22 protein-coding genes are annotated in these 24,912 nt (G+C 71.4%); 12 read left to right on the plus strand and 10 right to left on the minus strand.

The features are described from left to right. Positions 1–89 precede the first annotated feature (89 nt). From hemA to ACFPIJ_RS26385, 4 genes are all read left to right on the plus strand, one after another. Positions 90–1,298, plus strand: a complete 1,209-nt coding sequence (gene hemA, locus ACFPIJ_RS26370) for a 5-aminolevulinate synthase (protein WP_380118306.1) — start codon at positions 90–92, stop codon at positions 1,296–1,298. 52 nt (positions 1,299–1,350) lie between these two features. Next, positions 1,351–2,859 (plus strand): long-chain-fatty-acid--CoA ligase, encoded by a 1,509-nt coding sequence (locus ACFPIJ_RS26375; RefSeq protein WP_380118309.1) that lies wholly within the window; start codon positions 1,351–1,353, stop codon positions 2,857–2,859. A 299-nt stretch (positions 2,860–3,158) separates the two neighbouring features. Next, positions 3,159–5,972: a PQQ-dependent sugar dehydrogenase gene (locus tag ACFPIJ_RS26380; protein WP_380118311.1), complete on the plus strand. Its 2,814-nt coding sequence runs from the start codon at positions 3,159–3,161 to the stop codon at positions 5,970–5,972. Positions 5,973–5,985: 13 nt separating this feature from the next. Beyond that, positions 5,986–7,140 (plus strand): ThuA domain-containing protein, encoded by a 1,155-nt coding sequence (locus ACFPIJ_RS26385; protein WP_380118312.1) that lies wholly within the window; start codon positions 5,986–5,988, stop codon positions 7,138–7,140. 48 nt (positions 7,141–7,188) lie between these two features. Here ACFPIJ_RS26385 and ACFPIJ_RS26390 read toward each other — a convergent pair whose 3' ends face one another. The 3 genes from ACFPIJ_RS26390 to ACFPIJ_RS26400 are packed head-to-tail and all read right to left on the minus strand — an operon-like array spanning position 7,189 to position 9,439. After that, the gene (locus tag ACFPIJ_RS26390) at positions 7,189–8,133 is read right to left on the minus strand and encodes a transporter (RefSeq protein ID WP_380118315.1); all 945 of its coding nucleotides are present in this window, start codon (positions 8,131–8,133) and stop codon (positions 7,189–7,191) included. Beyond that, positions 8,130–9,020, minus strand: a complete 891-nt coding sequence (locus tag ACFPIJ_RS26395; RefSeq protein ID WP_380118393.1) for an ABC transporter ATP-binding protein — start codon at positions 9,018–9,020, stop codon at positions 8,130–8,132. Before ACFPIJ_RS26395 ends, ACFPIJ_RS26390 begins: the two co-directional genes overlap by 4 nt. 11 nt (positions 9,021–9,031) lie before the next feature. Next, positions 9,032–9,439 (minus strand): GntR family transcriptional regulator, encoded by a 408-nt coding sequence (locus tag ACFPIJ_RS26400; RefSeq protein ID WP_380118317.1) that lies wholly within the window; start codon positions 9,437–9,439, stop codon positions 9,032–9,034. A gap of 172 nt (positions 9,440–9,611) precedes the next feature. Between ACFPIJ_RS26400 and ACFPIJ_RS26405 the strand changes: the two genes are divergently transcribed. Next, complete coding sequence (locus ACFPIJ_RS26405; protein ID WP_380118319.1) at positions 9,612–10,184, plus strand: hypothetical protein; 573 nt, start codon at positions 9,612–9,614, stop codon at positions 10,182–10,184. Positions 10,185–10,193: 9 nt separating this feature from the next. On the opposite strand, the gene ACFPIJ_RS26410 is transcribed toward ACFPIJ_RS26405, so the two are convergent. From ACFPIJ_RS26410 to ACFPIJ_RS26420, 3 genes are all read right to left on the minus strand, one after another. After that, the gene (locus ACFPIJ_RS26410) at positions 10,194–10,823 is read right to left on the minus strand and encodes a hypothetical protein (protein ID WP_380118322.1); all 630 of its coding nucleotides are present in this window, start codon (positions 10,821–10,823) and stop codon (positions 10,194–10,196) included. Between the two features lie 50 nt (positions 10,824–10,873). After that, entirely contained in the window at positions 10,874–12,082 is a 1,209-nt protein-coding gene (locus ACFPIJ_RS26415) for an alpha/beta hydrolase family protein (RefSeq protein ID WP_380118324.1), read from the minus strand. An 88-nt stretch (positions 12,083–12,170) separates the two neighbouring features. Beyond that, entirely contained in the window at positions 12,171–12,620 is a 450-nt protein-coding gene (locus tag ACFPIJ_RS26420) for an Lrp/AsnC family transcriptional regulator (RefSeq protein ID WP_380118326.1), read from the minus strand. A gap of 152 nt (positions 12,621–12,772) precedes the next feature. On the opposite strand from ACFPIJ_RS26420, the gene ACFPIJ_RS26425 reads away from it, so the two are divergent. Together ACFPIJ_RS26425 and ACFPIJ_RS26430 are read left to right on the plus strand one after the other, a co-directional pair. Further along, positions 12,773–13,963, plus strand: coding sequence for a trans-sulfuration enzyme family protein (locus ACFPIJ_RS26425; RefSeq protein WP_380118329.1), 1,191 nt, complete (start codon positions 12,773–12,775; stop codon positions 13,961–13,963). Beyond that, positions 13,960–15,255 carry an amidohydrolase family protein gene (locus ACFPIJ_RS26430; protein ID WP_380118331.1) on the plus strand — a complete coding sequence of 432 codons (1,296 nt, stop codon included), beginning with the start codon at positions 13,960–13,962 and terminating at the stop codon, positions 15,253–15,255. The genes ACFPIJ_RS26425 and ACFPIJ_RS26430 overlap by 4 nt, the downstream gene beginning before the upstream one ends. Before the next feature lie 19 nt (positions 15,256–15,274). Here the strand turns inward: ACFPIJ_RS26430 and ACFPIJ_RS26435 are convergent, their stop codons facing one another. Continuing rightward, positions 15,275–16,261 (minus strand): zinc-dependent alcohol dehydrogenase family protein, encoded by a 987-nt coding sequence (locus ACFPIJ_RS26435; RefSeq protein WP_380118334.1) that lies wholly within the window; start codon positions 16,259–16,261, stop codon positions 15,275–15,277. Positions 16,262–16,747: 486 nt separating this feature from the next. Further along, the gene (locus tag ACFPIJ_RS26440) at positions 16,748–17,329 is read right to left on the minus strand and encodes an NAD(P)-dependent oxidoreductase (protein ID WP_380118336.1); all 582 of its coding nucleotides are present in this window, start codon (positions 17,327–17,329) and stop codon (positions 16,748–16,750) included. A gap of 54 nt (positions 17,330–17,383) precedes the next feature. Here ACFPIJ_RS26440 and ACFPIJ_RS26445 point away from each other — a divergent pair, with 54 nt between their 5' ends. The 5 genes from ACFPIJ_RS26445 to ACFPIJ_RS26465 all read left to right on the plus strand — a co-directional run bounded on the left by ACFPIJ_RS26445 (position 17,384) and on the right by ACFPIJ_RS26465 (position 22,063). Then, positions 17,384–17,734, plus strand: coding sequence for a winged helix-turn-helix transcriptional regulator (locus ACFPIJ_RS26445; RefSeq protein WP_380118338.1), 351 nt, complete (start codon positions 17,384–17,386; stop codon positions 17,732–17,734). A gap of 127 nt (positions 17,735–17,861) precedes the next feature. After that, on the plus strand, positions 17,862–19,385 hold the full coding sequence (locus tag ACFPIJ_RS26450) for a DUF1996 domain-containing protein (protein ID WP_380118341.1): 1,524 nt from the start codon (positions 17,862–17,864) through the stop codon (positions 19,383–19,385). A 141-nt stretch (positions 19,386–19,526) separates the two neighbouring features. Beyond that, positions 19,527–20,102 carry a carbohydrate-binding protein gene (locus ACFPIJ_RS26455; protein ID WP_380118344.1) on the plus strand — a complete coding sequence of 192 codons (576 nt, stop codon included), beginning with the start codon at positions 19,527–19,529 and terminating at the stop codon, positions 20,100–20,102. A 105-nt stretch (positions 20,103–20,207) separates the two neighbouring features. Beyond that, entirely contained in the window at positions 20,208–21,404 is a 1,197-nt protein-coding gene (locus ACFPIJ_RS26460; RefSeq protein ID WP_380118346.1) for a sensor histidine kinase, read from the plus strand. Next, entirely contained in the window at positions 21,401–22,063 is a 663-nt protein-coding gene (locus tag ACFPIJ_RS26465) for a LuxR C-terminal-related transcriptional regulator (protein WP_380118348.1), read from the plus strand. The genes ACFPIJ_RS26460 and ACFPIJ_RS26465 overlap by 4 nt, the downstream gene beginning before the upstream one ends. Positions 22,064–22,070: 7 nt before the next feature. Here the strand turns inward: ACFPIJ_RS26465 and ACFPIJ_RS26470 are convergent, their stop codons facing one another. Continuing rightward, entirely contained in the window at positions 22,071–22,628 is a 558-nt protein-coding gene (locus ACFPIJ_RS26470; RefSeq protein WP_380118351.1) for a TetR family transcriptional regulator, read from the minus strand. Positions 22,629–22,739: 111 nt separating this feature from the next. After that, positions 22,740–24,896, minus strand: a complete 2,157-nt coding sequence (locus ACFPIJ_RS26475; RefSeq protein WP_380118353.1) for an MMPL family transporter — start codon at positions 24,894–24,896, stop codon at positions 22,740–22,742. Positions 24,897–24,912 lie beyond the last annotated feature (16 nt).

Genomic DNA, 24,912 nt, shown 5'->3' on the forward strand with positions numbered 1-24,912 from the left:
CGTAATGGTCATTCAGTCATATGCACGACCGAGGTCGAGTAAGGGAGTCCGTATCCATGACACATCTCCTTGAGCTCATTTCCACCGAGATGAGCGCGCTGTTGCGGGGCCGTCGTGAATTTCTTGAGATCTCCAGGATTGCGGGCAGATTCCCCCGGGCCACCGCGCCCATCCTGCCCGCCGACACCGCCGAGGTGAGCGTGTGGTGCAGTAACGATTACCTGGGCATGGGGCAGGCGCCGGCCGTGCTCGAAGCGGTGAAGAAGGCCGTGGACGAAAACGGGGCCGGCTCCGGCGGTTCGCGGAACATCAGCGGCACCAACCGGTACCACATGCAGTTGGAGGTCGAGCTCGCCGCGCTGCACCGCAAGGATGCGGCGCTGCTCTTCAGCACCGGCTACACGACCAATTCCGGGGCCCTGCCGATTCTCGCCGGGCGCTTTCCCGGGACCGTCGTGTTCTCGGACGAGAAGAACCACGCGTCCATCATCGACGGCATCCGGCAGAGCCGCGCCGAGAAGCGGATCTTCCGGCACAACGACGCCGACCACCTGGCCGAGCTCCTGGCCGCGGCAGACCCGGACCGGCCGAAGATGATCGTCGCCGAGTCGATCTATTCCATGGACGGCGATGTCGCGCCGCTGGCAGAGATCGCCGACCTCGCCCGCCGGTATCACGCCTTGACCTATCTCGACGAGGTCCACGCGGTCGGCATGTACGGTCCTCGCGGCGCCGGTGTCGCTGCGCAGCAGGGCCTCGAGAATGAGTTCGACGTCATCATGGGCACGCTCGCCAAGGGGTTCGGCACGATCGGCGGCTACATCGCCGGTTCGGCACCGCTGGTCGAGGCGGTGCGCATGTTTTCGCCCTACTTCATCTTCACCACGTCGCTGCCGCCGGCCATGGCGGCCGGTGCCCTCGCGGCGGTGCGTCACCTGACGACGTCGGAAACGGAGCGGGAGATCCTGCACCGCAACGCTGCGTTCACGCACCAGCTCCTCGACGACCGGCGCATTCCCTACGTGTCGGCCATGTCGCACATCGTCTCCGTTTTCGTCGGCGATGAGGCGAAGTGCCGGACGGCCTCCAGCATCCTGCTGCACCGCCACGGCATCTATGTGCAGCCGATCGACGCGCCCAGCGTCCGGCCGGGTCATGCCGTGCTGCGGGCCACGCCTTCGGCCACGCACCAGGAGGCGGAGATCGTCCGCTTCGCCGACGCCCTGGACGACATCTGGAAGGAGCTGGACCTGCCCCGCGCCACGGCAGGACGTCTTGTGGCGGAGATGACGGAATGACGGAGGGCGGGCGTTGCGCCAGCACCCTCGGCACAGTGGAGAGGCAGGGGTGATGAGCCCGGTGATGTCGGTGGCCGCGATCCTCGCCGACTCCGCGGCCCGTAGTCCCGGGCACACCGCGCTCATCGCTGACGACGAGGAGATCTCCTACGCCGACCTCTGGCGGCGGGCGCTGCGGGGTGCCGCGATGCTGCGGGCGCGGGGCGTCTGCCCGGGTGACGCGGTCACGCTGATGCTGGAGAACACCCCCGACCTGCCGGTGGCGTGCTTCGCGGTCTGGGCCGCCGGGGCGACCGTGGTGCCCGTCGGCGCGGCGGCGCGGCCGGCGGAGGTCGAGTTCGTGCTGACCGACTCCGGTTCGGTGCTGTTGATCTGCGCTGCGTCGCTGGTCGCCGAGGCGGGACAGGTGGCGCGCGCCGCGGGGGTGCCGGTCCTGACCGGGGCGGAGCTGGCAACGGCGACGTCGCCGCTCACCACGTACGAACCCCGCCGGCCGGACGACATCGCCATGGTCCTCTACACGTCGGGGACCACCGGCCGGCCCAAGGGCGCGATGCTGACCCACCTCAACGTGACGATGAACATCATGGTCACCAGAGAGTCCCCGTTCGGCGTGACGGCGGACGACGTTCTGCTCGGAGGCCTGCCGTTGCACCACTCGTTCGGCCTCATCTGCGGGCTGGGCACCTGCCTGCTGGCGGGCGCGTCGGTCGTGCTGATGCGGCGGTTCGACGCGGCGCGGGCGCTGGACCTGATCGAGAAGCATGGGTGCACGCTGTTCATGGGCGTGCCGACGATGTTCACCACGATGCTGGCCGCCATTGCGCCGGGCGACGCCGGCAGGTATCGGCTCGACCGGGTGTTCAGCGGCGGCGCGCCGCTGCACGTCGCCACGCTCGAGGCCATTCGTGCCGCCTTCGGATGCGAGGTGTACGAGGGCTACGGGCTCACCGAGGCGTCCCCCTGCGTCGCCTACAACCAGAAGGCCTGGCCGACCAAGCCGGGCACCGTCGGCCGCCCGATCCGGGGCGTCGACGTCCGGGTGGCCGATGCCGACCTCGCCGACGCCATCGAGTTCGTGCCGGACGGCGGGCTGGGCGAGATCGTGGTGCGCGGGCACAACATCATGGCCGGCTACCTCAATCTTCCGGAGGCGACGGCCGAGACCGTCGTCGGCGGCTGGCTGCGCACCGGCGACCTCGGGCGGTTCGACGAGGACGGATACCTCACGATCGTCGACCGGAAGAAGGACGTCATCCTCCGCGGCGGCCACAATGTGTACCCGCGGGAGATCGAGGAGGTCCTCACCCGGCACTCCGCGGTCAGGCAGGTCGCGGTGGTCGGACTGCCTGACGACCGGCTCGGCGAGGAGGTGTGCGCCGCAGTCGTCGTCCGGGACGGCTTCGCGGCGGGCCCGGAGCTGGCGGCCGAGCTGGTGGCGCTGGCGAGGGAACGCCTCTCCGCGTACAAGTGCCCCCGGCGGGTCGAGTTCCTTGCGTCGTTCCCGCTCGGCGGGAGCGGCAAGGTGCTCAAGCGTGAGCTGGCGGTGCTGCTGGCCTGACGCGAACGGAAGCGCCCCGGCCGACGGGTCCGCACCGCTTTTGGTCGGGGCTGCGGAAGTTCCGGACATCTGATCGAAACATCTAGACACGTGGATCTAACTTCCATAGTGTTGGCGGCACGACCCTGAGAGCGCTCTCTCGAAGATCCGTCGGCGCGGATGCCGGGGGGTGCGCTCCGCCCCCAGGGCCGACAACACGGCAGCTTCGGCTGCGGCGCGGCGGCGCGCGTCCTGCCTGGCGAGCCGGTCAGGAAGGGAAACACGTGAAGCGACATCGGTCAGTGCGACGATGGCGGCCAATGGCGGCCGCCCTGCTCCTGGTCACCCCGGCGGTCAGCGTCCTCGCCTCGGCGGCCACCCCGGCCGCGGCGGCGATCAACGCCGCGGACTTCCAACAGGTCACCCTCGCCAAGGGGGTGGCGGAGACCGGCGAACCCATGGCCATCACCGTGCTGCCGGACCGCTCGGTCCTGCACACGGCACGCAACGGCACGCTGCGGCGCACCGACGTGGCCGGCAACACCACAGTCATCGCCAACATCCCCGTGTACAGCCACGACGAGGAGGGCCTGCAGGGCGTTGCCGCGGACCCGAACTTCGCCAGCAACCGCTACATCTACCTGTACTACGCGCCGCCGTTGAGCACCCCGGCCGGTGACGCGCCCGCCAGCGGCACCGCCACCGACTGGACCACGTGGAGCGGCGTCAACCGCCTGGCCCGGTTCACCCTCAACAGCGACAACACGGTCAACCTGGCCAGCCAGGTCACGGTGCTGGACGTGCCGACGAACCGGGGTATGTGCTGCCACGTCGGCGGTGACATCGACTTCGACGCGGCCGGCAACCTGTACCTGTCCACCGGTGACGACTCCAACCCGTTCGAGTCCAGCGGATACTCGCCACTGGACGAGCGCACCAACCGCAACCCGGTCTACGACGCGCAGCGGTCCGCCGGCAACACCAACGACCTGCGCGGCAAGGTCCTGCGGATCAAGGTCAACGCCAACGGCACGTACAGCATCCCGTCGGGCAACCTGTTCGCGCCGGGGACCGCCAACACCCGGCCCGAGATCTACGCGATGGGCTTCCGCAACCCGTTCCGGCTGAGCGTCGACAAGGCGACCGGCGTCGTCTACGTCGGTGACTACGGCCCGGACGCGGGCACCACCGACGCCAACCGGGGCCCGTCCGGGCAGGTCGAGTTCAACCGGATCACCTCCCCCGGCAACTACGGGTGGCCGTACTGCACCGGCGCCAACACGACCGCCGAGACGTACAACGAGTGGAACTTCGCGACCAACGCGACCGGCCCGAAGTACAACTGCGGCGGCGGTGCCACCAACAACTCCTTCCGCAACACCGGCCAGGGCACCCTGCCCCCGGCCAGGGCCGCCTGGATCCGCTACGCCGGCGACGCCGGATCACCGCCCGCGTTCGGCGGCGGATCCGAGTCGCCGATGGCCGGTCCGGTGTACCGCTACAACGCCGCCAACCCGTTGACCACGAAGTTCCCGGCCAGCCTGGACGGGCAGTTCTTCGCCGGTGAGTTCGGCCGCGGCTGGATCAAGCCGATCGTCGTCAACGGCGACGGGTCGCCCGGCGCGATCGACAATTTCCCGTGGAACGGCAAGCAGGTCATGGACATGCAGTTCGGCCCCGACGGGTCGCTGTACGTCCTGGACTACGGCACCGGCTACTTCAACGGCGACGCGAACTCGGCCCTGTACCGCTACGACTACGTCGGCACCGGCGGCAACCGGGCACCGACCGCCGTCGCGAGCGCCAACCGGACCTCGGGCGCGGCGCCCCTCGCGGTGACGTTCTCCTCGTCCGGTTCCAGCGACCCGGACGGCGGCGCGTTGACGTACTCGTGGGCGTTCGGCGACGGCGGCACCTCCACCGCCGCCAACCCGGCGCACACGTACACCACCAACGGCAGCTACGTCGCGACCCTCACGGTGCGCGACCCGCAGGGTGCCACCGGCACGGCCAGCGTGCCGATCAGCGTCGGCAACACCGCGCCCACCGTCGTGGTCAACGCGCCGGCAAGCGGCCAGCTGGCGGCGTTCGGCGACAGCGTGCCGTGGAGCGTCACCGTCACCGACCCCGAGGACGGCACCGTCGACTGCACCAAGGTGACGATGGCCTACGTGCTCGGCCACGACCAGCACGCCCACCAGATCACGTCGCAGACGGGCTGCTCGGGCACCATCACGATCCCGGTCGACGGTGAGCACGACGACGCCTCGAACATCTTCCCGATCTTCGACGCGTCCTACACCGACAAGGGCGGCCTGACCACGCACGCGCAGAACATCCTGGCGCCCAAGCACCGGCAGGCCGAGCACTACAAGACGTCCTCGGGCGTCAACAAGTTCGCCAAGACGGCGGCCGAGGGTGGCATGACCGTCGGCGACATCAACAACGGCGACTGGATCGAGTTCGACCCGTACAAGCTCAACAACGCCACCTCGTTCACCGCCCGCATCGCCTCCGGTGGCACCGGCGGGACGCTGCAGATCCGCACCGGTTCGGCGACCGGCGCGGTCATCGGCTCGGCGGCGGTCGCCTCCACCGGGTCGTGGGAGACGTTCGCCACCGTGACCGGCACGATCAGCGGCGCGCCGGCGGGCACCACCTCGCTGTACCTCACGTTCGCCGGCACCGGCACCGCCGCGCTGTTCGACCTGGACAGCTTCACGTTCGCCACCGGCACCGCACCGCCGGCGACGAACCTGGCGCTGAACAAGCCGGCGACCGCGTCCAGCGTGGAGAACGCCGGCACGCCCGCCTCGAACGCGGTCGACGCCTCCACCACCACCCGGTGGTCCAGCGCCTTCTCCGATCCACAGTGGATCCAGGTCGATCTGGGCGCCACGTACACCGTCAACCGGGTCCGCCTGCAGTGGGAGGCGGCATACGGCTCGGCGTACCAGATCCAGACGTCGCCCAACGGCACGACCTGGACCACCGTGCGCTCCGTGACCGGCGGCAACGGCGGTGAGGACAACAACACCGCCCTGAACGCGTCGGGCCGGTTCGTGCGCATCTACGGCACGGCCCGCGGCACCGCGTACGGCTACTCCCTGTTCAGCTTCGAGGTCTACTCCTAGAAAGGCCTGTTCCGTGATTCGCAGACTCGCTTTCTGCACCGCCCTCGTCGTCGCCGCGCTCGGCCTCACCGCCGCGCCCGCCCAGGCGGCGCCGGACTTCACCGTGCTCGTGTTCAGCAAGACCGCTGGGTTCCGCCACGACTCGATCGCCGTCGGCACCCAGGCGATCCGCGACCTCGGCACGGCGAACAACTTCGCCGTCGAGGCCACCGAGGACGCCACCCAGTTCACCGCCGCCAACCTGGCCCGGTTCAAGGCGGTCATCTGGCTGTCGACCACCGGCGACGTGCTCAACGCGACGCAGCAGACCGCGTTCGAGAACTACATCCGCGCCGGCGGCGGCTACCTCGGCGTGCACGCGGCCGCCGACACCGAATACGACTGGGCCTGGTACGGCGGCCTCGTCGGCGCGTACTTCGCCAGCCACCCGGCGATCCAGACCGCGACGGTCCGCGTCGCCGACGCCACCCACCCGGCCACCGCTGGACTGCCGGCCGCCTGGTCCCGCAGCGACGAGTGGTACAACTACCGCACCAACCCCCGCGCCCAGGTGCACGTGCTGACCACGCTCGACGAGTCCACGTACAGCGGCGGCACGATGGGCGCCGACCACCCCAACACCTGGTGCCGGGCCTACGACGGCGGCCGGTCCTTCTACACCGGCATGGGCCACACCCAGGCCAGCTACGCCGAGGCGGGCTTCCGCTCGCTGCTGCTCGGCGGCATCCGCTACGCCGCGCAGGGCACCGGCAACTGCTCCGTCACCACCCAGCCCCCGTCGACCGACCTCGCCCTGAACCACCCCGTGACGGCGTCCAGCGTCGAGAACGCCGGCACGCCCGCCGCGAACGCGGTCGACGCCTCCACCACCACCCGCTGGTCCAGCGCCTTCTCCGACCCGCAGTGGATCCGCGTCGACCTCGGCGCCACGCACACCGTCAACCGGGTCCGGCTGGTCTGGGAGACCGCGTACGGCTCGGCGTACCAGATCCAGACCTCCCCCGATGGGAACACCTGGACGACGATCCGCTCCGTCACCGGCGGCAACGGCGGCGAGGACGACCACACCGGCCTCACCGGCTCAGGCCGTTACGTGCGCATCTACGGTACGGCCCGCGGCACCCAGTGGGGCTACTCGCTGTACACGTTCCAGGTGTACGGCACGTGATCACCGACCGGCCCCGGAAGCCGCTCGCTTCCGGGGCCGGTCACCCGGTCAGATGATCCGGCGGATGCGGCGGATCGCGACCCAGACCAGCAGCACCGCGATGGCGGTGAAGACGCCGGCCTCGATCCACTGGAACGTCCAGAACCGGTCCGCCGGCTGGAACACCTGGTGGTTGTGCAGGTCGGCGCCGAACTGGCCGAGGCACACCTGGTCGTCCGCAGACGGGCAGACCATCGCGCCGGAGGCGACGAACGTGCCGTCCGGTCGGCGGATGTCGGAATTCAGCAGCCAGCTTCCGACGCGCATAGCGCCGCTCTCAGGGGCGTTGTCGGCGACGACCGGGTAGTTGTTGGTGACGGGTGTCGCGAACCGTGGCCGCGCGTAGATCGCCACGGCGATCCGGGCGCCGATGAACGCCGGCAGGACGATCGCCATCGCCGGCACGACCTTCGGCACCAGGGCGCCGGCGGCGATGCCGACCGCGACCGCGAACAGGGTGTAGCCGACCGGGGCGACGCCCTGCACGTCGAAGAAGATCCTGCCGAATCGGCTCTCGACGTAGCCGAGCGGCTCGTACCACCAGGCGATGCCCAGGCCGTAGACGACGGCCAGGACCGTCACCGCGGCGCCGAGGAGGCCGACCTTGGCCAGGGCCCAGTGGCGGCGGCTGATGCCCTGGGTCCAGATCATATGGTGGGTGCCCTGCTCGATCTCGCGGGAGATCAGGGGCGCGCCCCAGAACAGGCCGAACAGCAGCGGCACGATCAGCAGCAGGAGGCAGACGTAGATGTACGAGCCGTAGGTGGTCGAGAAGTCGTGGAAGCCGTCGCAGGGCATGTCGAGGGTGTTGGCCGCGCAGCCCCGCACGACGAGGCGGTCGAAGTCGCGGTGCATCGCCACGCCGGTCGGCACGATGAACGCCGCCAGGACCGCGAGGCCGATCACCGTCCACATGGCCTGCTTGCGATGCTGCCGCCAGGTCAGCCAGATCATGCCGTCACTCCCCACGCCTCGTGGTTGCTCTGTGCGTCGTTGCTGGCGAGGTAGGCCAGGATCAGGTCCTCCAGACTCAGTTCGTGCACCGTCCACGACGGGTCGGTGATCGGGCCGTCGGTGCGCACGACCAGCGTGGACTGCCGGTCGGTGTGGCGGGCGCGGACCACGGCCGCCACACCGCCGATCGGCTCGCCGTGGTGGCGCGGACCGACGATCTGCCGGTGCTCCGTCACGATGTCGTCGACCGCGCCGGTCAGGTGCACCCGGGCGGACTGCAGGACCACGAGGTAGTCGCAGGAGCGCTCCAGGTCCGCGAGGATGTGCGAGGAGAGCAGCACGGTGGTGCCCGACTCGGCGACGCTGCCCATCAGCGACTGCAGGAACTCCCGCCGCGCGAGGGGGTCAAGGCTCGCGACCGGTTCGTCGAGCAGCAGCAGCCGGGGCCGCTTGGCCAGCGCCAAGGCGAGGGCGACCTGGGCACGCTGCCCGCCGGACAGCTTGCCGGCCGGCGTGTGTGGCGGGATGCCGGCCTGGGCCAGCCGGGTCCGGGCGAGCGTGGCATCCCAGCGCCGGTTGATCTTGCCACCCATCCGGACCAGCTCGTCGGCGGTGAAGTCGCGGTAGACCGGGGTGTTCTGCGCGACGAACCCGATCTCGGCGAGGGCGGTCGTGTTCTCGTACGGCGCCGCGCCGAAGACCCGCACCGCACCGGCGTCGGGACGCAGCAGCCCCACCGCGAGGTGCAGCAGGGTGGTCTTGCCGGACCCGTTCGGCCCGACGAGCGCGGCGATCCGGCCGGTGGGCAGTCGCAGGGTGCAGTCCCGCAGGGCCCATTGCGCCCCGTAACGTTTGCCGAGGCCCTCGGCCTCGAGCACGTGCTCCATCGTGTGTCCTCTCATGCCGGCTCTTCCTGCAGGGCGTCGGCCTGTCGTGCGGCGCGGATCGTCGTGTCGACCAGGGCGGTGACGTCCTCGTCGCTCAGCCCGGCTGCCTGCGCCTTGCGCAGCCACCCGAGCAGCTCGGCACGCAGATCGGCCTGGTTGGCGAGCGAGTCGCCGGCGAGGGTGCGGGTGACGAACGTGCCGACCCCGGGCCGTCCCTCGGCGAGCCCCTCGATCTCCAGCTCGCGGTAGGCCTTCAGGACCGTGTTCGGATTGATCGCCAGCGACTGCGCGACGTCCCGCACCTTCGGCAACCGGTCCCCGGGCACCAGCAACCCGACCCGCAGCGCCTGTTTGACCTGCTGGACGAGCTGCACATAGGTGTTGACCTTCGACCGGCCGTCCAGCACGAACTCGATCACCGGCGGCGACCCTCTCTGTTGTCCTACGACAGTAGGACTATAAGACAGCCGAGCTGGATCACGCCAGAGGGGCCGCCGATGAGCGGACGCTGTATCGGCCGTCCAGGCGAAGCACCGCGAACGGCGCTGCTGCTTCGATGGGAGGCACTGGCCTTCGAGAAAGGGAATGCGCGTGGACGACTTCGCGTCGCGGTTCGGTGCCGCGAGGCAGCAGCGCGACGCCGCCGAACGCATCCGAGCGGAGGCCCAGCGGCAGCAGGACCTCGAGCAGCAGGGGCACGAGCGGGCGCTGGCGCAGGGTGCGTCGCACATCGCGGCCGCGCTCACCGCCAAGGGGGTACCACCGGACCTGCGGATCCTGCAGCGCGTCCGGGTGGTCTCCAAGCGGATGTTCCGGGAGGTCATCACCGAGACCTTCCCGGAGGTCGCCGAAGGATGGGCGTTCTCGCTGCACACCCACGAGTTCAACGACCCGGACACGCAGAGCTCGAACTCGTACAGCTTCAACGCCAACGGATACGTGCTGACCGCGACCGGTGTCGTCCACAGCTTCAGCATCCGCGGCTACGGACACCTCCCGCAGCGCAGCGGCGGCGTGCTGGAGCTGATCGACACGGATTTCGCGCCGTGGGGATCCCCCGGGAAGAGCAACGGCCCGATGCCGCTGGAGCACAACGGCCTGGCGAAGACATTGGTTGACGGCCTCATCGACCTCGCACTGCGGTACGGCGTCGAACCCGCCTGATCACGTCCGCTACGGCTGGACCGCACTCGGGTGGAGCGCGGCGCGGTACCCGGCCCGGAGCACCGCCACCGACGCCGGCGGGGTGAGCAGCTCGACCCGGTCCGGCAGAGTACGCGGCGGGCCGTACCCGGTGCTGGCCCACGGCAGGAACCGCCGCTGCGAGACGAGCCCGACGGTGCCGTCGTGCCGGACCATCGCACCGTCGGGCAGGTCGCCGCACCGGGCCGGCCGGGTCACCTGCCGGCGGGTCCCCGGCTCGACGCGCTCACCGTGCAGGCGCGCGTCCATGTCCCGCGCCCACGGCCGCCGCGCGAGCCGTTCCGCGCTGCGCCACGCCTCGGCGTAGGCAAGGAACTCGGCCCGCCGGCAGTAGGCGCACGGCCGATGCCCGGCCGCCAGGGCCGTCGCCTCGTCGAGGAAGAACAACGCCGTCCAGCGGCCCGGCGGCATCGGGTCCCGGCGGACGTCCTTCCAGGTCAGCGTGCAGCAGATCCAGAGCTTGGACCGCCACCGGGCGGCGCCGAGCACCCGGCCGGCGCCGTGCAGGCAACCCCGGTTGCCCATCAGCGTCCCGCGGGCCGGGTCGGCGACGATGTCCCCGGTGGGCAGGACGCGGTTCTGCAACGGTCGGCGGTCCACCCGCCGAGCCTACGACCGCGCCGCTGCCCCGTTCCAGGTGGCGGTTCCGGTCAGCCGAGCTGCCGGAACCAGGCCACGGCCGCCGCCGCACCCGTGACGTTCGAGCCGAGATGCGCCGAGCCGAAGTACGGATGCGTGCCCAGGTCCACGACGGCACCGGAGCGCAGGCGGGCCGCGCAGTAGGCGCTGCTGGCGGCCGGCACCTGCTCGTCGGTGCGGTCCACGAGCAGCCGGGCCGGGGCCCGGATGCCGTCGCAGGAGGCGTCGTGCTCGGCCAGCGCGGCCGCGAACGGCCCCGACGGTTCGCGCAGCATCGCCAGCCCGCGCGGCGTGAACAGCTCCTCCACCGTGCCGGGGAGCGTCGCGGCCAGGTCCTCGCCGGTGTGCACGCCGTCGTAGAGGGTTTCGACCTTCGCGGCGTACGGTGCGGCGAAGAACTCCTCCGGCCGCTGGTACAGCCCGTGCAGCCGGTTCCACGCCACGACCAGGTACGCGGTGTAGCCGACGTTGTACGGGGGCGGCACGGTCCCGCCGAGCAGCGCGGGCAGCTCGGCGCCGCGCAGGTCGAACGCGCCGGACACCGGGGCGAGGGCGCCGAGCCGGAACCAGCCGTCGTCGCCGCGTTCGAGGGCCCGGCCGAGCGCGGTCGCCGCGCTGGCGCCCTGCGAGAAGCCGGTCGCATACACCTCCCGCCGCAGGACGCGCTGCTGCCCGGCGGCGACCGTCCTGGCGGCGCGCAGCAGGTCCAGCGACGCCGACGCCTCGGTCGTGACGTCGAGGTACGGGTGCGGGCCGGGCCCGAGCCCCATGCCGAGGTAGTCCGGTGCGACGGCGGCGAACCCGGCCGACGCGTACGTCAACGCCGGTGCCACCGCCCAGCCGTCGCGCCACATCGACGGCGCGTCGGTCCGGTTGAGCTCCGTGCCGTGCGCGTACGACACGACCCGCAACTGCCGCTCGCCGTTGCGGGGCAGGGCCAGCAGGCCGCTGGCGACCGTCGGGCGGCGCCGCGCGTCGATCGTGCGGTACAGGACCTGGTACGTGTCGACGCCGAACCGGACGTCACCCGTGCCGAACTGCGCCTCGGCGAGCGTGTCCCGTACGGCGCCAGCGTCGAGCCCGCGCAGCGGCTGCACCGCCACGACCTCCCCGCGCCCGTCGTGTTCACCCTTTGCCGGCTGCGCACCGGCGACCGCGGCGCTCGACGCGCCCGCCACCGATACCAGCCCGATGATCGTGATGTACCTGAGGAATCTCATACCCGGACGCTATGACGCGCAACGATCCGCTTCGATCCAGCTGCCCAGCGTCCCGGCGGTGGGGCCGTCCCCACCGTGGCCGCTACGGCTACCTGGCGGCAGGGCCGGTGGGGAGTGTCTTCATCGTGACGTAGCTGGTCACCGCGGCGACGCCGGGCAGGCCGGCCAGGCGGTTGGCGTGGAAGTCCTCGTAGGCGGACAGGTCGGCGACCTCGACGTGGAGCAGGTAGTCGAAGTTGCCGGTGACGTGGTGGGTGTGCACCACCTCCGGCAGCCGGAGGACCGCGCGTTCGAACGCGGCCACGTCCGCGCGGGCGTGGCGGGCCAGCCGGACACCGACGAACACCCGCAGGCTGCGGCCCACCGCGGCCGGGTCGATCAGCGCCCGGTAGCCGCGGATCACCCCGGTGTCCTCCAGCCGGCGCACGCGACGCAGGCACGGCGACGGTGACAGGCCGACCCGGGCCGCCAGGTCGGCGTTGTTGATCCGTCCGTCCTTCTCAAGCACGGCGAGTATCGCGCGATCGACATCGTCCACGTTGGCAGATTATTGCGCCTCGAGGCCGCTTACCACCCCTATGGACCCGGTTCCGAGCGCTATTTGCTGCCAAAGTTGCCGCGATCGGCTTGTGCCGGTCGGCCTGGCGACCAAGCTTGTGGCGCCAGCAGAGGTGCACGGGAAAGGAAACCATGTCGGGCAGCAGCACGGTCGCGGTGCACGCCGATCGCGACGTCCATCCCAGCCGCGCGGTGGCGCCGCCGATCTATCAGACGGCGGCGTTCTGGGCCGAGGACGCTGATCAGTTCGCGCGGGCCGCCGTCGACCGGCGAGGCAAGGACTTCTACACCCGCTACGGGAACCCGAACCATGCACAGGTCGCCGCGGTGATCGCCGAACTGGAACACACCGAGGCGGCGATGGTCACCGCGTCCGGGATGGCCGCGCTCACCACGGCCGTGCTGGCCCTGGTGTCCGCCGGTGACCACGTGATCGGGCAGCGGTCCACCTACGGGGGCACGGCGTCGGTGCTGTTGAATCTGCTGCCGCGGCTCGGTGTCTCGACGACCCAGGTGGACCAGACCGACCCGGCGGCGTTCGAGAAGGCCCTGACCCCGCAGACCCGCTTGCTGCTGGTGGAGTCGCCGAGCAACCCGCTACTGCAGGTCACTGACCTACGGGCGGTATCGGAACTGGCCCGCGCACACGGGGTGCTGACGATGGCGGACAACACGTTCGCCACCCCGTTGAACCAGCGGCCGGCCGACCTCGGCATCGACCTGGTCTGGCACAGCGCGACCAAGTACCTCAACGGCCATTCCGACGTGTCCGCCGGGGTCATCGCGGGACCGGAGGCGCTCCTGGGCCGGATCTGGGACGTCGCCCTGCTCACCGGCGCCACGCTCGGCCCGTTCGACGCGTGGCTGCTGCTGCGCGGCCTGCGTACCCTGCCGCTGCGCATGTCCCGGCACAACGCCAACGGCCAGGCGCTCGCTGGGGCGCTGAACGACCACCCGGCCGTAGCCCGGGTGCACTACCCCGGCCTGGCGACCCACCCGCAGCGCGCGTTGGCGCACAGCCAGATGAGCGGATGCGGCGGAGTACTCGCCGTCGAGCTCACCGGCGGTTTCGCGGCGGCCGACGCGTTCCTCGGCCGGCTGCGCTACGCCCGCCGGTCGGCCAGCCTCGGCGGCGTGGAGTCCCTGGCCGTGCACCCGGCGGCGATGTGGCGCGGGATGCTCAGCGACGAGCAGATCGCCGCCTCCGGGGTCGCGCAGGGCCTGGTCCGGTTGGCCGCCGGCACCGAGGACACGGCAGACCTCGTCGCCGACGTGCTCGCCGCCGCCGACGCGGTGGCCTCGTGGAAGGAACTGACCCGATGAGGATCCTTGTCACCGGCGGCGCCGTGGTCAGCATGGACCCGGCCGTCGGCGATCTCGACCGCGGCGACGTGCTGCTCGATGACGGCGTGATCGTCGAGGTGGCCGAGCGGATCGACGCGCCGGACGCCGAGGTGATCGACGCGACCGACCGGATCGTGCTGCCCGGCTTCGTCGACACCCACCGGCACACCTGGCAGAGCGCGTTCCGCGGCGTCGGCGCGGACTGGACGTTCGCGCAGTACCTGGCGGCGGTCCACGGCACGTTGAAGCCGCAGTACCGGCCCGAGGACGTCTATCTGGGCAACCTGCTCGGCCGGCTGGAAGCCCTGCACTGCGGTGTCACGACGATGCTGGACTGGTTCCACTGCGGACAGAGCCCAGCGCACGCCGACGCCGCCGTCGCCGCCCTGCGGGACGCACCCGGGCGGTCGATCTTCTGCTACGGCGCCGGGTTCCGCACCACCGACCCCATCGACGCCGAGGTCCGCCGCGTCCGGTCTGCGCTGCCCGGAGGCGGCCTGGTCACCATGGCGTTGGGTCTGCGCGGCCCGGAGATGACCACCATGGACACAGTTGCGCAGGACCTGGAACTGGCAGCGGAGCTCGGGCTGCGGACCAGTGTGCACATCGAGTCCGGGGGTGCCGGCGGCCGCCCGATCGCCGAACTCCTCCAGCACGGCCTGCTGTCCGACACCACCACCTTCGTGCACGCCAACGGCATCGACGACGACCAGCTGCGGATGCTCGCGCAGGCCGGCAGTTCGGTGTCGATCAGCCCGGACGTCGAGCTGCGGATGGGCATCGGCTGGCCCGAGACCGGCCGGATGCTCGCCGCCGGCCTGCGCCCGTCGCTGTCCACCGACGACGCGCCGTCGGCCGGCGGCGACATGTTCGCCACCATGCGCACCGCCTACACGGTGCAACGCGGCCTGGACGGCGGCTTGAACGCCCGCGACGTGCTGGAGTTCGCCACCGTCGACGGCGCCCGGGCCTGCGGGCTCGCCGCGCGGACCGGCAGTGTCACGCCCGGCAAGGACGCCGACCTGGTCCTGTTGCGCACCGACGACCTGACCGTGTTCCCGGCCAACAACCCGGCCGGCACAATCGTCACCGCCGGCCATCCCGGCCTGGTCGACACGGTGCTCGTCGCCGGCCGCGTGGTCAAACGCGACGGCCGGCTGCTCGACGTGGACCTGCCGACGCTCAGGATGCGGCTGGTGGCATCGCGCAACCGGATCGCCGCAGCCGCCGGCGTCCCGCTCGACGGAACCTGGCAGCCCCGACCGGCATGACCGCCGGTCGGGGCTGACGTCAGGCGAACGTGAACAGGACCTTTCCGCTGCGTTCCGGTGTCATCGCGTGTTCGATCGCCTCGCGGTAGTCGTCCAGGCGGTAGACCGCGTCGACCGGGACGGCCAGCTCGCCGCCGGCGACGAGGTCGTTGAGCGTGCGGTAGGTCTGCTCGATCTCGGTGCGTGGGGCGTGACGCAGCCAGTTGAGCAGCCAGAACCCGGTGTGTGTCACCTCGTTGAAGATGACGTCGTGGGCGCGGACGGCCGGGGGTGCGTCGGTCACGTAGGCGTAGCTGACGACCGTGCCGCGGAACCTGAGCGCCGCGGCGAGGTCGGCGACGACCGGGCCGGCCGTGGCGTCCAGCGCCAGGCCGAGCTGCGCGCCGTCCAGCGCGTCGGCGATCTGCGCGGGCAGGTCGTCCCCGGCGACGATCACGCGGTCTCCGCCGGCCGCACGCACCGTCTGGGCCGCGGCCTCGCGCCGCACGACGTTGAGCGTCTTGAGGCCCCGCAGCCGGGCGAGGGCGATGACGCACAGGCCGACGGCGGAGTTTGCGGCGTTCAGGCCGACCCAGTCGCCGGGGACGAGCTCGGCGAACCTGTGCAGCAGCAGGTACGCGGTCGCCGGGTTGATCGGCAGCATCGCGAGTTGCAGCGGGTCGCCGTCGTCCCGGATCGGCACGACGTTGCGGCACGGCATCGCCACCTGGTCCGCCCAGGTGCCCTGCTCGTAGTTGGGCAGGACGACCACCCTCCGCCCGACCAGCTGCCGGCCCGCGTCCCCGCCGGCGTCGATCACCCGCCCGACCCCCTCGCCGCCGAGCGGGCTCGGCAGCGACGGCCGCACTCCGTAATCACCCCGGACGAGCAGGAGGTCCGACGGGTTGACCGGCGCGGCCTCCATCTCGACCAGGATGTCGTCGGCCCCCAGCACCACGGGAACCGCCCGGTCCAGCGACACCGACCCGCGCGGATCGCCGTACGACGTGACGAGGAGCTGCGACATGGGATCCCCCGGATCAGCGGCGCGCTACGTCGTCGTCGTATGCCCCGCCGGCACCGCATCATGCGGCCGGCGCGCCACGATTCCCGGCCGGCCGGGATCTGGGTCCCGCACAACCTCCCCACGCCCGTCGTGTTCACCCCGGGGCCGGCTGCGCGCCGGCCACTGCGGCGCTCGACGCGCCCGCCACCAACATCAGCCCGACGATCGTGATGTACCTGAGGAATCTCATATCCGGACGCTATTGCGCGCAATGATCCATATCGATCCAGCTGTCCCGCGTCCCGATGGTGGGGCCGCCCCCACCGAGGCCGCTACCGCTACCTGGCCACCTGACGTCCCGGCGCCCGGCTCGCCCCATCAGCGATCGCGCCGGGCGCCAGGCGAGCTTGAACAGGACCTTTCTGCTGCGCCCCGGTGTCATCGCGTGTTCGATCGCCCGTGGTAGCCGTCCAGGCGGTGGACAGCGACGGCCGGCGCATCCAGTGGCTAGTTCGCCACCCCGACGTGCGTTTGACGGAACTGGGCCCGCTCGGCCTCATCGATCAAGGCGCGCGCGTGATCGGCGTAGGTGATGTGCTCTGCCAGATCGCCGAGCGCCAGACGGTACGCGCCGGCGGGCTCGCCCTCAAGGTCGAAGTTGCCCGATGGGCTGACCGCGACCCACTCGAGGTCGGAACGACGGATGATGTCCAGGGCCGCGCGGTGGGCAAGCGAGAACGGCTGAAACTCAGGTGGGAAACCGGCCGTGTCCATGACGGGCACGCCACTCGCGTTGGGCAGCAGCGACGCGATGCCGACCCAGACGAGACGGTTCACCCCCGCATCCTTCAATCCCGCGACGAGGCTCTCAGCCGCCGCGCGGAAGAACACAGCGGGATCGGCGGTGGCGTCAGCCACCGCCGCGATTGCCACGTCGTGACCCGCCGCCCCTGCTGCCACGGCCGCAGGATCCGTGACATCCGCCGCGGACCGCACCAGCGGCGTGACCTCATGGCCGCGTGCCCTCGCCTCGACAACAGCGGCGCCACCGGCCTTGCCACCCGCTCCGAAAACAACGATCTTCAACATGGCGCCGACCATAGGCCAGGTCGTGGTAACCAATCGGGTATCTATCCTCGAGCTATGCGCCGCCTGAAGCCTGATCTGTTCGACGATCTATGCCCTTCCTCGTTCCTGCCGGTACGGATGGATCACAGGTGGGCGCCACTTGTGATGCGGTTGCTGGAAGCGGCGCCCCTCCGGTTCAGCGAACTGCGCGTCGTGCTCCACCGGATAAGCCCCAAGGAACTCACCCGCGCTCTGCGCATGCTGGAACGCGACGGCTTCGTATCACGCGCTACGGCTGGCCGCGCCGTCACCTACGAGCTGACGCCGCTCGGCCGGAGCCTGCTCGGCGCCCTCAACGTTGTCTATGAGTGGACAGCGGACCACTGGGACGAACTCCTTGACGCTCGTGATCCCGTCGACGCATGAACACGCCTCGCCGCATCTGGGCCCCGTCTGGGTCTTTGGGCTCAGGTGCGCGGGCGGGCGCGCGGTTAGCGTCCAGGTGCTGTGCCGCCCGTACCGGCGGCGGAACATCACCACAGGAGTCTTCTTGATGAGATCCGGAACCGTGTCGCTGCGACGCCTCCCGCGGTCGCGGCTGTTCATCCTGGCCGGGATCGCGGTCGCGCTCGTCGGGTTCCTCGGCTGGTTCGCGACCGGGCCGTTGCACCTGGCCAGCGCCGAAGACAAGCCGCTGTCGCAGGGCAAGCCGGCGACCGCGTCGTCCCTGGAGGGGCAGGGCTACCCGGCCAAGGCCGTCACCGACGGCGACCCCAAGACCCGCTGGTCGAGCGCGTTCAGCGACCCGCAGTGGGTGCAGATCGACCTCGGCGCGCCGGTGGCGATCGGCCGGGTCGTGCTGAACTGGGAACGGGCCCACGCCACCGCGTTCGAGGTGCAGGTCTCCGTCGACGGCACGAACTGGCGGGCGGTGTACAGCACCACGACCGGCGCCGGCGGCGTGCAGAACCTGCCGGTGAGCGGCCTCGGCCGGTACGTGCGGATGTACGGCACCAAACGGTCGTCGGGGTACGGCTTCTCGCTGTGGGAGTTCCAGGTGTACGCGGCGGCGGGGTCCGGACCGGCGACCGCTACCGTGAACCCGCCGGCGAGCCCGCCGGCGAATCCGACCGGCAGCACCAGCGGCGGGACGAGCACCGGCGGCACCGCCGGCGGCTGGATCGACGCGCCGAACCCCGTCACGAACGTGAAGGCCTCGCACGAGGTGCCGCCGAACAAGGGCGGGTTCCACGAGTTCCAGGCGAACTGCTCGGTCAGCCGGACCAACCTCGGCGACGACCCGATCGTGTTCCCCGGCCTGCCCGGCGCCGCGCACCTGCACACGTTCATGGGCAACACCACGACGAACGCGGCCACGACGATCGAGTCGCTGACCCAGGGGCAGACGACGTGCAAGGCCAAGGGTGACCTGTCCGCGTACTGGATGCCGACGCTGTTCAACGGCGACACCGCGGTCAACCCCGAGGGCCTGCAGGTCATCTACTACAAGGCGGGCGTCACCGACTACCGCAGCGTGCGGCCGTTCCCGAAGGGCCTGCGGTTCGTCGTCGGCAACGCCAAGAACACCGACGCCGACAAGTTCCTCGCCGCGACCGAGGAGGGCTTCGAGTGCGGTGACAGCTACAAGAACAAGAACATCCCGGCGACCTGCTCGGCCGCGCGGGACGTCAAGCTCAACATCCGGTACCAGGCGCCGAGCTGCTGGGACGGGCTGCACCTGGACTCCCCCGACCACCAGAGCCACATCGTGTACCCCGTCGACAGCCACACCGCCTCCGGCTGGGTCTGCCCCGACAGCCACCCGGTCGCCGTGCCGAAGCTCGAGTTCAAGATGGCGTGGCCGGTGAACGGCGACATGTCGAAGGTCCGCTTCAGCAGCGGTGCCGGTCCCACGTTCCACTACGACTTCATGAACGCGTGGGACGACCGGACCCTCGCCGCGATGGTGCAGGGCTGCATCGTGGCGGCCCGGCAGTGCGACCCGCGCGGTCACGACGGCCGTGACGACCAGCAACCGGCGCCGTACGTGCTGAACGAGAACTACCTCCTGCCCTGACCCCCACAGGGCGCGGTACACCGCCGCTCGACGCCGCCGCAGTCACTGCGGGTGCGCGTCGGGCGGCGGTGCCGTCGTGGTGTCCGGCCTTGATGGCATAGGGTCGACGGGCCATGAACGCGGGAAGGACGAGGAGCGCCGGTGACCGACCGTAGCCGGTGGGGCCAGTGGGCCGGGGTGACGGTGGTGGCTGCCGGGATGGCGGCCGCGACGGTGCTGGTGCCACCGCTGATCGCGCCCGACCGGAGCTCGGCTCCCCCGTCCACGACGCCGGCCCTGCCCACGACGCCGGCAACGAGCGGGACCCGCGTGCCGGCGGCAACCGGCAGCGCGCAGGCGGTGTTCACGCCGATCGTGATCGAGGCAGAGGACCCGGGCAACCTGCTCACCGGCGGTGCGGCCGTGACCGCGTGTCCGACCTGTCACGGCGGTCAGCGGGTCCGGTACCTGTGCTTCACCTGCACGCTCGTGGTCCGGACCGTGCTGCCCACCGGCGGGTCACGGACCGTGACGGTCGGGTACGAGGTGGACGGCCCGCGCTCCGTGAAGGTCAGCGTCAACGGGGCGCCGGCGCGCACCTTCCAGGTGACCGGCTCGGAGTGGACGACGCCCAGGTCCTTCCAGTTCACCGCCGACCTGCCGGCCGGTGCCCTGCGGCTGACGCTGTTCAACGACGAGACCCCGGCGCCCGACATCGACGTCGTCACGGTCAGTTGAGTTAGGCGCTGATCAACTGGGACTCAAATCCGGATTAAGCACGGCGGGTGCGAATGCGGCGGCAGCGAACCGGCAAGTACCGTTCCAGTCCGTGATGAGTCCGTGATGTCGGCGGGCCGTGAGATCGCCGCCGCGGCGTTGGGCCGGGCGGTGCTGATCGCGCGTGCCGCGGCCACCATGAGCGCGGCGGCCGCCGGGCTGCTGCTGGTCGAGGACCGCAGCCGGGTCGTCGCGGTGCTGGTCCTGGTCGCCGCCGCCACCGTCGCGCAGCTGGGCGCGCTGGCCCGCTGGCCCGGGCTCGTCGCCCGGCCCGCCGCCGTCGTCGCCGCCGACTTCGTGCTGGTGTTCGCGGTCCTCGTGGTGAGCCGCGGCGGCATCGCCTACTTCTGCTTCGCGGCCGGCGCCGGCGCCCTGGCCGGCGTGGTGCTCGGCATGCGGGCCCTGCCGGTGTGGGTCGCGCACGCCGCGGTGAGTTTCACGGTCACGGCCGAGGTGCTGCGCCGCAGCGCCCCGCCGGCGGACATCGCCGCGTTCGTCGTCGCGTTCCCGATGGCCGGGGCGCTCGCCGGGCTCGGCGCGGTGGTGGCGACCACGGCCCTGGCCCGCCACCTCGAGCTGTCCACGCACCTGCTGGTGCAGGCGCAACGCACGGCCGCGGCGTCGGAGCGGGCCCGGCTGGCGCGGGAGCTGCACGACTCGGTGGCCAAGACGCTGCGCGGGGTGTCGCTGGCCGCGCTCGCGCTGCCGGCGTCCCTGCGCCGCCAGCCGGCCCTGGCCGAGCACCTGGCCGGCACGGTCGCGGCCGGCGCAACCGCGGCCGCCCGGCAGGCACGGGAGCTGCTGGAGGAGATGCGCTTCGACGTGACGGACCGCAGCTTCACCGCGGCCGTGGACGAGGTCTGCCGGGCGTGGGGCGCCGCGGCGGGGCTGCCGGTCCGCGCCGAGCTGGACACCGTCGAACCGCCGGTGATGGTGTGTTACGAGCTGACCCGTATCCTACGGGAGGCCCTGGCCAACGTGGCCCGGCACGCGCACGCCCGGCGGGTCGTGGTCCGGCTCGCCGCGACCCGGCGGGGCGTGCTGCTGGAGGTCACCGACGACGGGGTGGGGTTCACCGTGCCGACGGACCTGTCCAGGCTCCAGTCCGCGAGCCATTTCGGCATCGTCGGCATGGCCGAGCGGGCCCGGATGGTCGGCGGGCGGCTGCGCCTGGAGTCCGTGCCCGGGGCCGGCAGCACCGTGTCGGTGCACGTGCCGATCGGCGCCGGCCTGGTTGACCGCAGGCCGGTGAGTGCCAGGTGACGGTCGGGGTGCTGGTCGTCGACGACAACCCGATCGTGCGGGCGGCCGTCGGTGGCATCCTGGCCGGCGATGACGCCGTGCGGGTCCTTGCGGAGGCGACCAACGGCCGGGAAGCTCTGGACGCGGCCCGCCGCCTCAGGCCGGACGTCACGCTGCTGGACCATCGCATGCCGATCGCGGACGGACTGTCGGTCATCGGCCGGCTGTCGCAGTACTCCACCGTGCTCGTGCTCACCAGCGACGATCATCCCGAGCTGATCCGCGGGATGCTGCACCACGGCGCCCGCGGCTACCTCGTGCACGGCGAGTTCGACCCGCTCGAACTGCTGCGCGCGGTGCACGAGGTGGCCAGGGGACGTGGCTGGCTGTCGCCGGTCGCCGCGTCCGTGGCCGCGTCGGTGGTCCGCGACCAGGTCGACCGCGACCGTGTCCAGCACCGGCATGCGCAGCGGCGGCTGCTGGCGCGATCCCGGTTCGGCCTCACCGACCGGGAGTCCGACGTGATGGGCCTGCTGTGCCAGGGGCTGTCGAACGCGGCGATCGCGCGGCAGCTGCTGCTCACCGAGAAGACGGTGAAGAACCACCTGAACCACGTCTTCGCCAAGCTGCACGTGCGCAGCCGCACCGAGGCCGTGGTGCGCTGGACCGAGCCGGAGTAGACGGCGGTCAGAGCGCAGCGAGGTACCCGTGCAGGACCTTCTTGATCTCCCCGACCACCACCGGCCGCTCATCCGGCGGCGCGGCGAGCAGCATCGGCAGCATCGCCTGGAACACCTGGATCGCCACGCGGGCGGTGCGGGTGCGGTCGGCGGCCGGCAGGTCGGGCACCTTCGCCGCGATGACCGCTTCCACGCGGCCCAGCAACGCGGCCTGGATCGGCGCGGCGGCGGCAGCCAGCCCCGGGGGCATGTCCGGCCGGGCGAAGAGCGCCTTGAAGCCCGGGTTGGCCACGTTGAACGCGACGATCGGGTCCACGGTGCGGTCCAGCACGTCCCGCCAGTCCATCGTGGACACGTCGAGACCGGCGAGCGCGGCCGTGTGCGCCTCGCGCATCTGCTCGACGAAGCGCTCGGCGAGCGCGACCGCGATCGCTTCCTTGTTGCCGAAGAACTGATACAGCGAGCCGGGTGAGATGCCGGCTGCGGCGGCGATCGCGTTCGTCGTCGCCTTCTCGTAGCCGGCCTCGGCAAAGACCTGGCCGGCGGCGTCGAGGATCTCGGTCATCCGCCGCTCGCCGCGAGCCTGCCGCTTCGGTGGCAACGTCACCTCCCCGCCCAACCCAAGCTCGCAAGTTACCAGAGCGTCGGCCGCCCGGGCGCGGGGAGTACAGAAGGCTCACGGGACGGGTGCCAGTTCGGCGGACGGCCGCTCGGCCGGCTCCTCGGACAGGCCGATCCGCCGGTGCAGGCGTCGCAGCGGCCCGGGTGCCCACCAGTTCGCTGTGCCGGCCAGCCGCATGAACGCCGGCATGAGCACGCCGCGGATGATCGTGGCGTCGACGATGACGGCCAGGGCCATGCCGATGCCGAGCTGTTTGAGGAACACGACCTGGCCGCTCGCGTACGTGGCGAACGACGCGGCGAGGATGAAGGCCGCCGCTGTGACCAGCGGCGCGCTGCGCGCAATACCGGCAGGCACGGCCCGCAGCGCGTCGCCCGTGCGGTCGTAGTCCTCCTTGATACGGGCCAGGAGGAAGACCTCGTAGTCCATCGACAGGCCGTAGGCGACGCAGAACATGAGGATCGGGATGCTCGGTTCGATGGACCCGGTCGGGGTGAACCCCAGCAGGCCCGCCAGATGGCCTTGCTGGAAGACGAAGACGAGCGCGCCGAACATGACGGAGAGGCTCAGGACGTTGAGCACCGACGCCTTCAAGGGTGCGACGACGCTGCCGGTCATGAGGAACAGCACGACGAACGTCACGAGCACGATGAGGCCGGCGATCAGCGGCAGCCGATCGGTGACCCCGTCTCGGTAATCCGTCAGCTCGGCGGGGTAGCCGCCGACCAGCACGTCGAATGGCGCGGCGACGGCCCGGACCTGGCCCACGAAGCCGACGGCGTCCGCCTCGAGCCGATCGGTCGAGGGCACGACGGTCAGCCACGTCCCGGGACCGGCGTAGCGGATCCCGATCGGCCCGGCGACCGGGTTGCCACCGGCGAAGGAGCCCGCGGCCGAGTCCACCCTGACCACGCCGTCGAGGCGGGACAGCGCCGCCGCGTACGGTCCTGCGGCCGCGTCGTCGCCGTCCGGAGCGACCACCAGCACGGCGTCGGCCTCCTCCTGGGCGAAGTCCTCGCGGATACGTTCGTACATCTGCCGCACCGGCGCCGAGGAGGGCAGCACGCGGTCGTCCGGCAGGCCGAACCGCACCTGCAGGAACGGCGCGCCGAGCAGGAGCAGGACGGCGAGCGCGGCGGTGCCGGACAGCACCGGGCGGCGCATGACCCGGCCGGCCATGCGATACCAGAAGGTGTCCTCCGGAGCCTTCGGCGGCACCGGGCGCTGGACCCGGTGACCGAGCAGCGCCAGCGCTGCGGGCAGCACCAGCACCGACCCGGCCACCGCGGCCAGCACGACGGCCACCCCTGCGTAGGCGAACGAGGCCAGGAACGGGAACGGGAACGCGAACAGCACCGCGAGCGACGCGGCGACGGTGGCCCCGCTGAACAGCACGGTGCGGCCGGCGGTGCGGACCGTCCGGGACGCTGCCGCGGCCGCCGTCGGCTGGCGGCGCAACTCCTCGCGGAACCGGAAGGTGATGAACAGCCCGTAGTCGACGCCGAGGCCGATGCCCATGACGAGCGCGATGTTCGAGGCGAACGTCGACACCTCGGTGAACGTGGTCACGAGCCGGATGAGCGCGAGCGACCCGAGGACCGAGAACACGCCGACGCCGAGCGTGACGAGTGCGGCGGAGATGCGGCGGTACACCCACCACAACAGCAGCAGCACCATCGGCAGGATGATCAGCTCGGCGCGGACGAAGTCGGTCCGGGCCTGCGCCATGACCGACCGGAAGACCTCGTCGCCGCCGCCGACCTCCACCCGCACCGCGCCGCCGTCCCGGGAGAAGTGCGGCGCCAGCTCGGGCAGGACCTCGCGGCGCACCTGGTTGGCGTCACCGGGCACCCACGCCAGCACCATCGCCCGCCGGCCGTCTTCGCTGCGCAGTGTCGCCGGGTTGCCGCGGGTCCAGTACGACCAGGCGTCACCGACGCCCGGGTAGGAGGAGAGTTCCTCGGTGAGCGCGCGCCCGGCGGCCTTGACCTCGTCGTCGTCGACCGTGCCGTGCTGCGCGGTGACCAGCAGCGCCAGGTTGGGCACGCCGGTGTGGTGTTGGCCGGCGAGGGCCTCGCGGGCCCGCACCGATTCGGAGCCGGGCGCCTCGAACCGGTTGAGCGACAGTGCGTCGATCGCACCGCCGCCGAAGACTCCGGCGAGCACCGCGAGAACGATCCCGGCGGCGACGACCCACCTCGGTTTGCGCACGATGATCTCCCCCTCG

Origin of the sequence: Dactylosporangium cerinum (assembly GCF_042653625.1) — a bacterium.
Lineage (GTDB): Bacteria > Actinomycetota > Actinomycetes > Mycobacteriales > Micromonosporaceae > Dactylosporangium > Dactylosporangium cerinum.

What these genes read in the sequence shown, in the direction of transcription:
- hemA (WP_380118306.1), top strand. Translation starts at nt 90, where the DNA reads ATGAGCGCGCTGTTGCGGGGCCGTCGTGAATTTCTTGAGATCTCCAGG.
- ACFPIJ_RS26375 (WP_380118309.1), top strand. Translation starts at nt 1,351, where the DNA reads ATGAGCCCGGTGATGTCGGTGGCCGCGATCCTCGCCGACTCCGCGGCC.
- ACFPIJ_RS26380 (WP_380118311.1), top strand. Translation starts at nt 3,159, where the DNA reads ATGGCGGCCGCCCTGCTCCTGGTCACCCCGGCGGTCAGCGTCCTCGCC.
- ACFPIJ_RS26390 (WP_380118315.1), bottom strand. Translation starts at nt 8,133, where the DNA reads ATGATCTGGCTGACCTGGCGGCAGCATCGCAAGCAGGCCATGTGGACG.
- ACFPIJ_RS26395 (WP_380118393.1), bottom strand. Translation starts at nt 9,020, where the DNA reads ATGGAGCACGTGCTCGAGGCCGAGGGCCTCGGCAAACGTTACGGGGCG.
- ACFPIJ_RS26415 (WP_380118324.1), bottom strand. Translation starts at nt 12,082, where the DNA reads ATGAGATTCCTCAGGTACATCACGATCATCGGGCTGGTATCGGTGGCG.
- ACFPIJ_RS26425 (WP_380118329.1), top strand. Translation starts at nt 12,773, where the DNA reads ATGTCGGGCAGCAGCACGGTCGCGGTGCACGCCGATCGCGACGTCCAT.
- ACFPIJ_RS26430 (WP_380118331.1), top strand. Translation starts at nt 13,960, where the DNA reads ATGAGGATCCTTGTCACCGGCGGCGCCGTGGTCAGCATGGACCCGGCC.
- ACFPIJ_RS26435 (WP_380118334.1), bottom strand. Translation starts at nt 16,261, where the DNA reads ATGTCGCAGCTCCTCGTCACGTCGTACGGCGATCCGCGCGGGTCGGTG.
- ACFPIJ_RS26440 (WP_380118336.1), bottom strand. Translation starts at nt 17,329, where the DNA reads ATGTTGAAGATCGTTGTTTTCGGAGCGGGTGGCAAGGCCGGTGGCGCC.
- ACFPIJ_RS26445 (WP_380118338.1), top strand. Translation starts at nt 17,384, where the DNA reads ATGCGCCGCCTGAAGCCTGATCTGTTCGACGATCTATGCCCTTCCTCG.
- ACFPIJ_RS26450 (WP_380118341.1), top strand. Translation starts at nt 17,862, where the DNA reads ATGAGATCCGGAACCGTGTCGCTGCGACGCCTCCCGCGGTCGCGGCTG.
- ACFPIJ_RS26460 (WP_380118346.1), top strand. Translation starts at nt 20,208, where the DNA reads ATGTCGGCGGGCCGTGAGATCGCCGCCGCGGCGTTGGGCCGGGCGGTG.
- ACFPIJ_RS26470 (WP_380118351.1), bottom strand. Translation starts at nt 22,628, where the DNA reads ATGACCGAGATCCTCGACGCCGCCGGCCAGGTCTTTGCCGAGGCCGGC.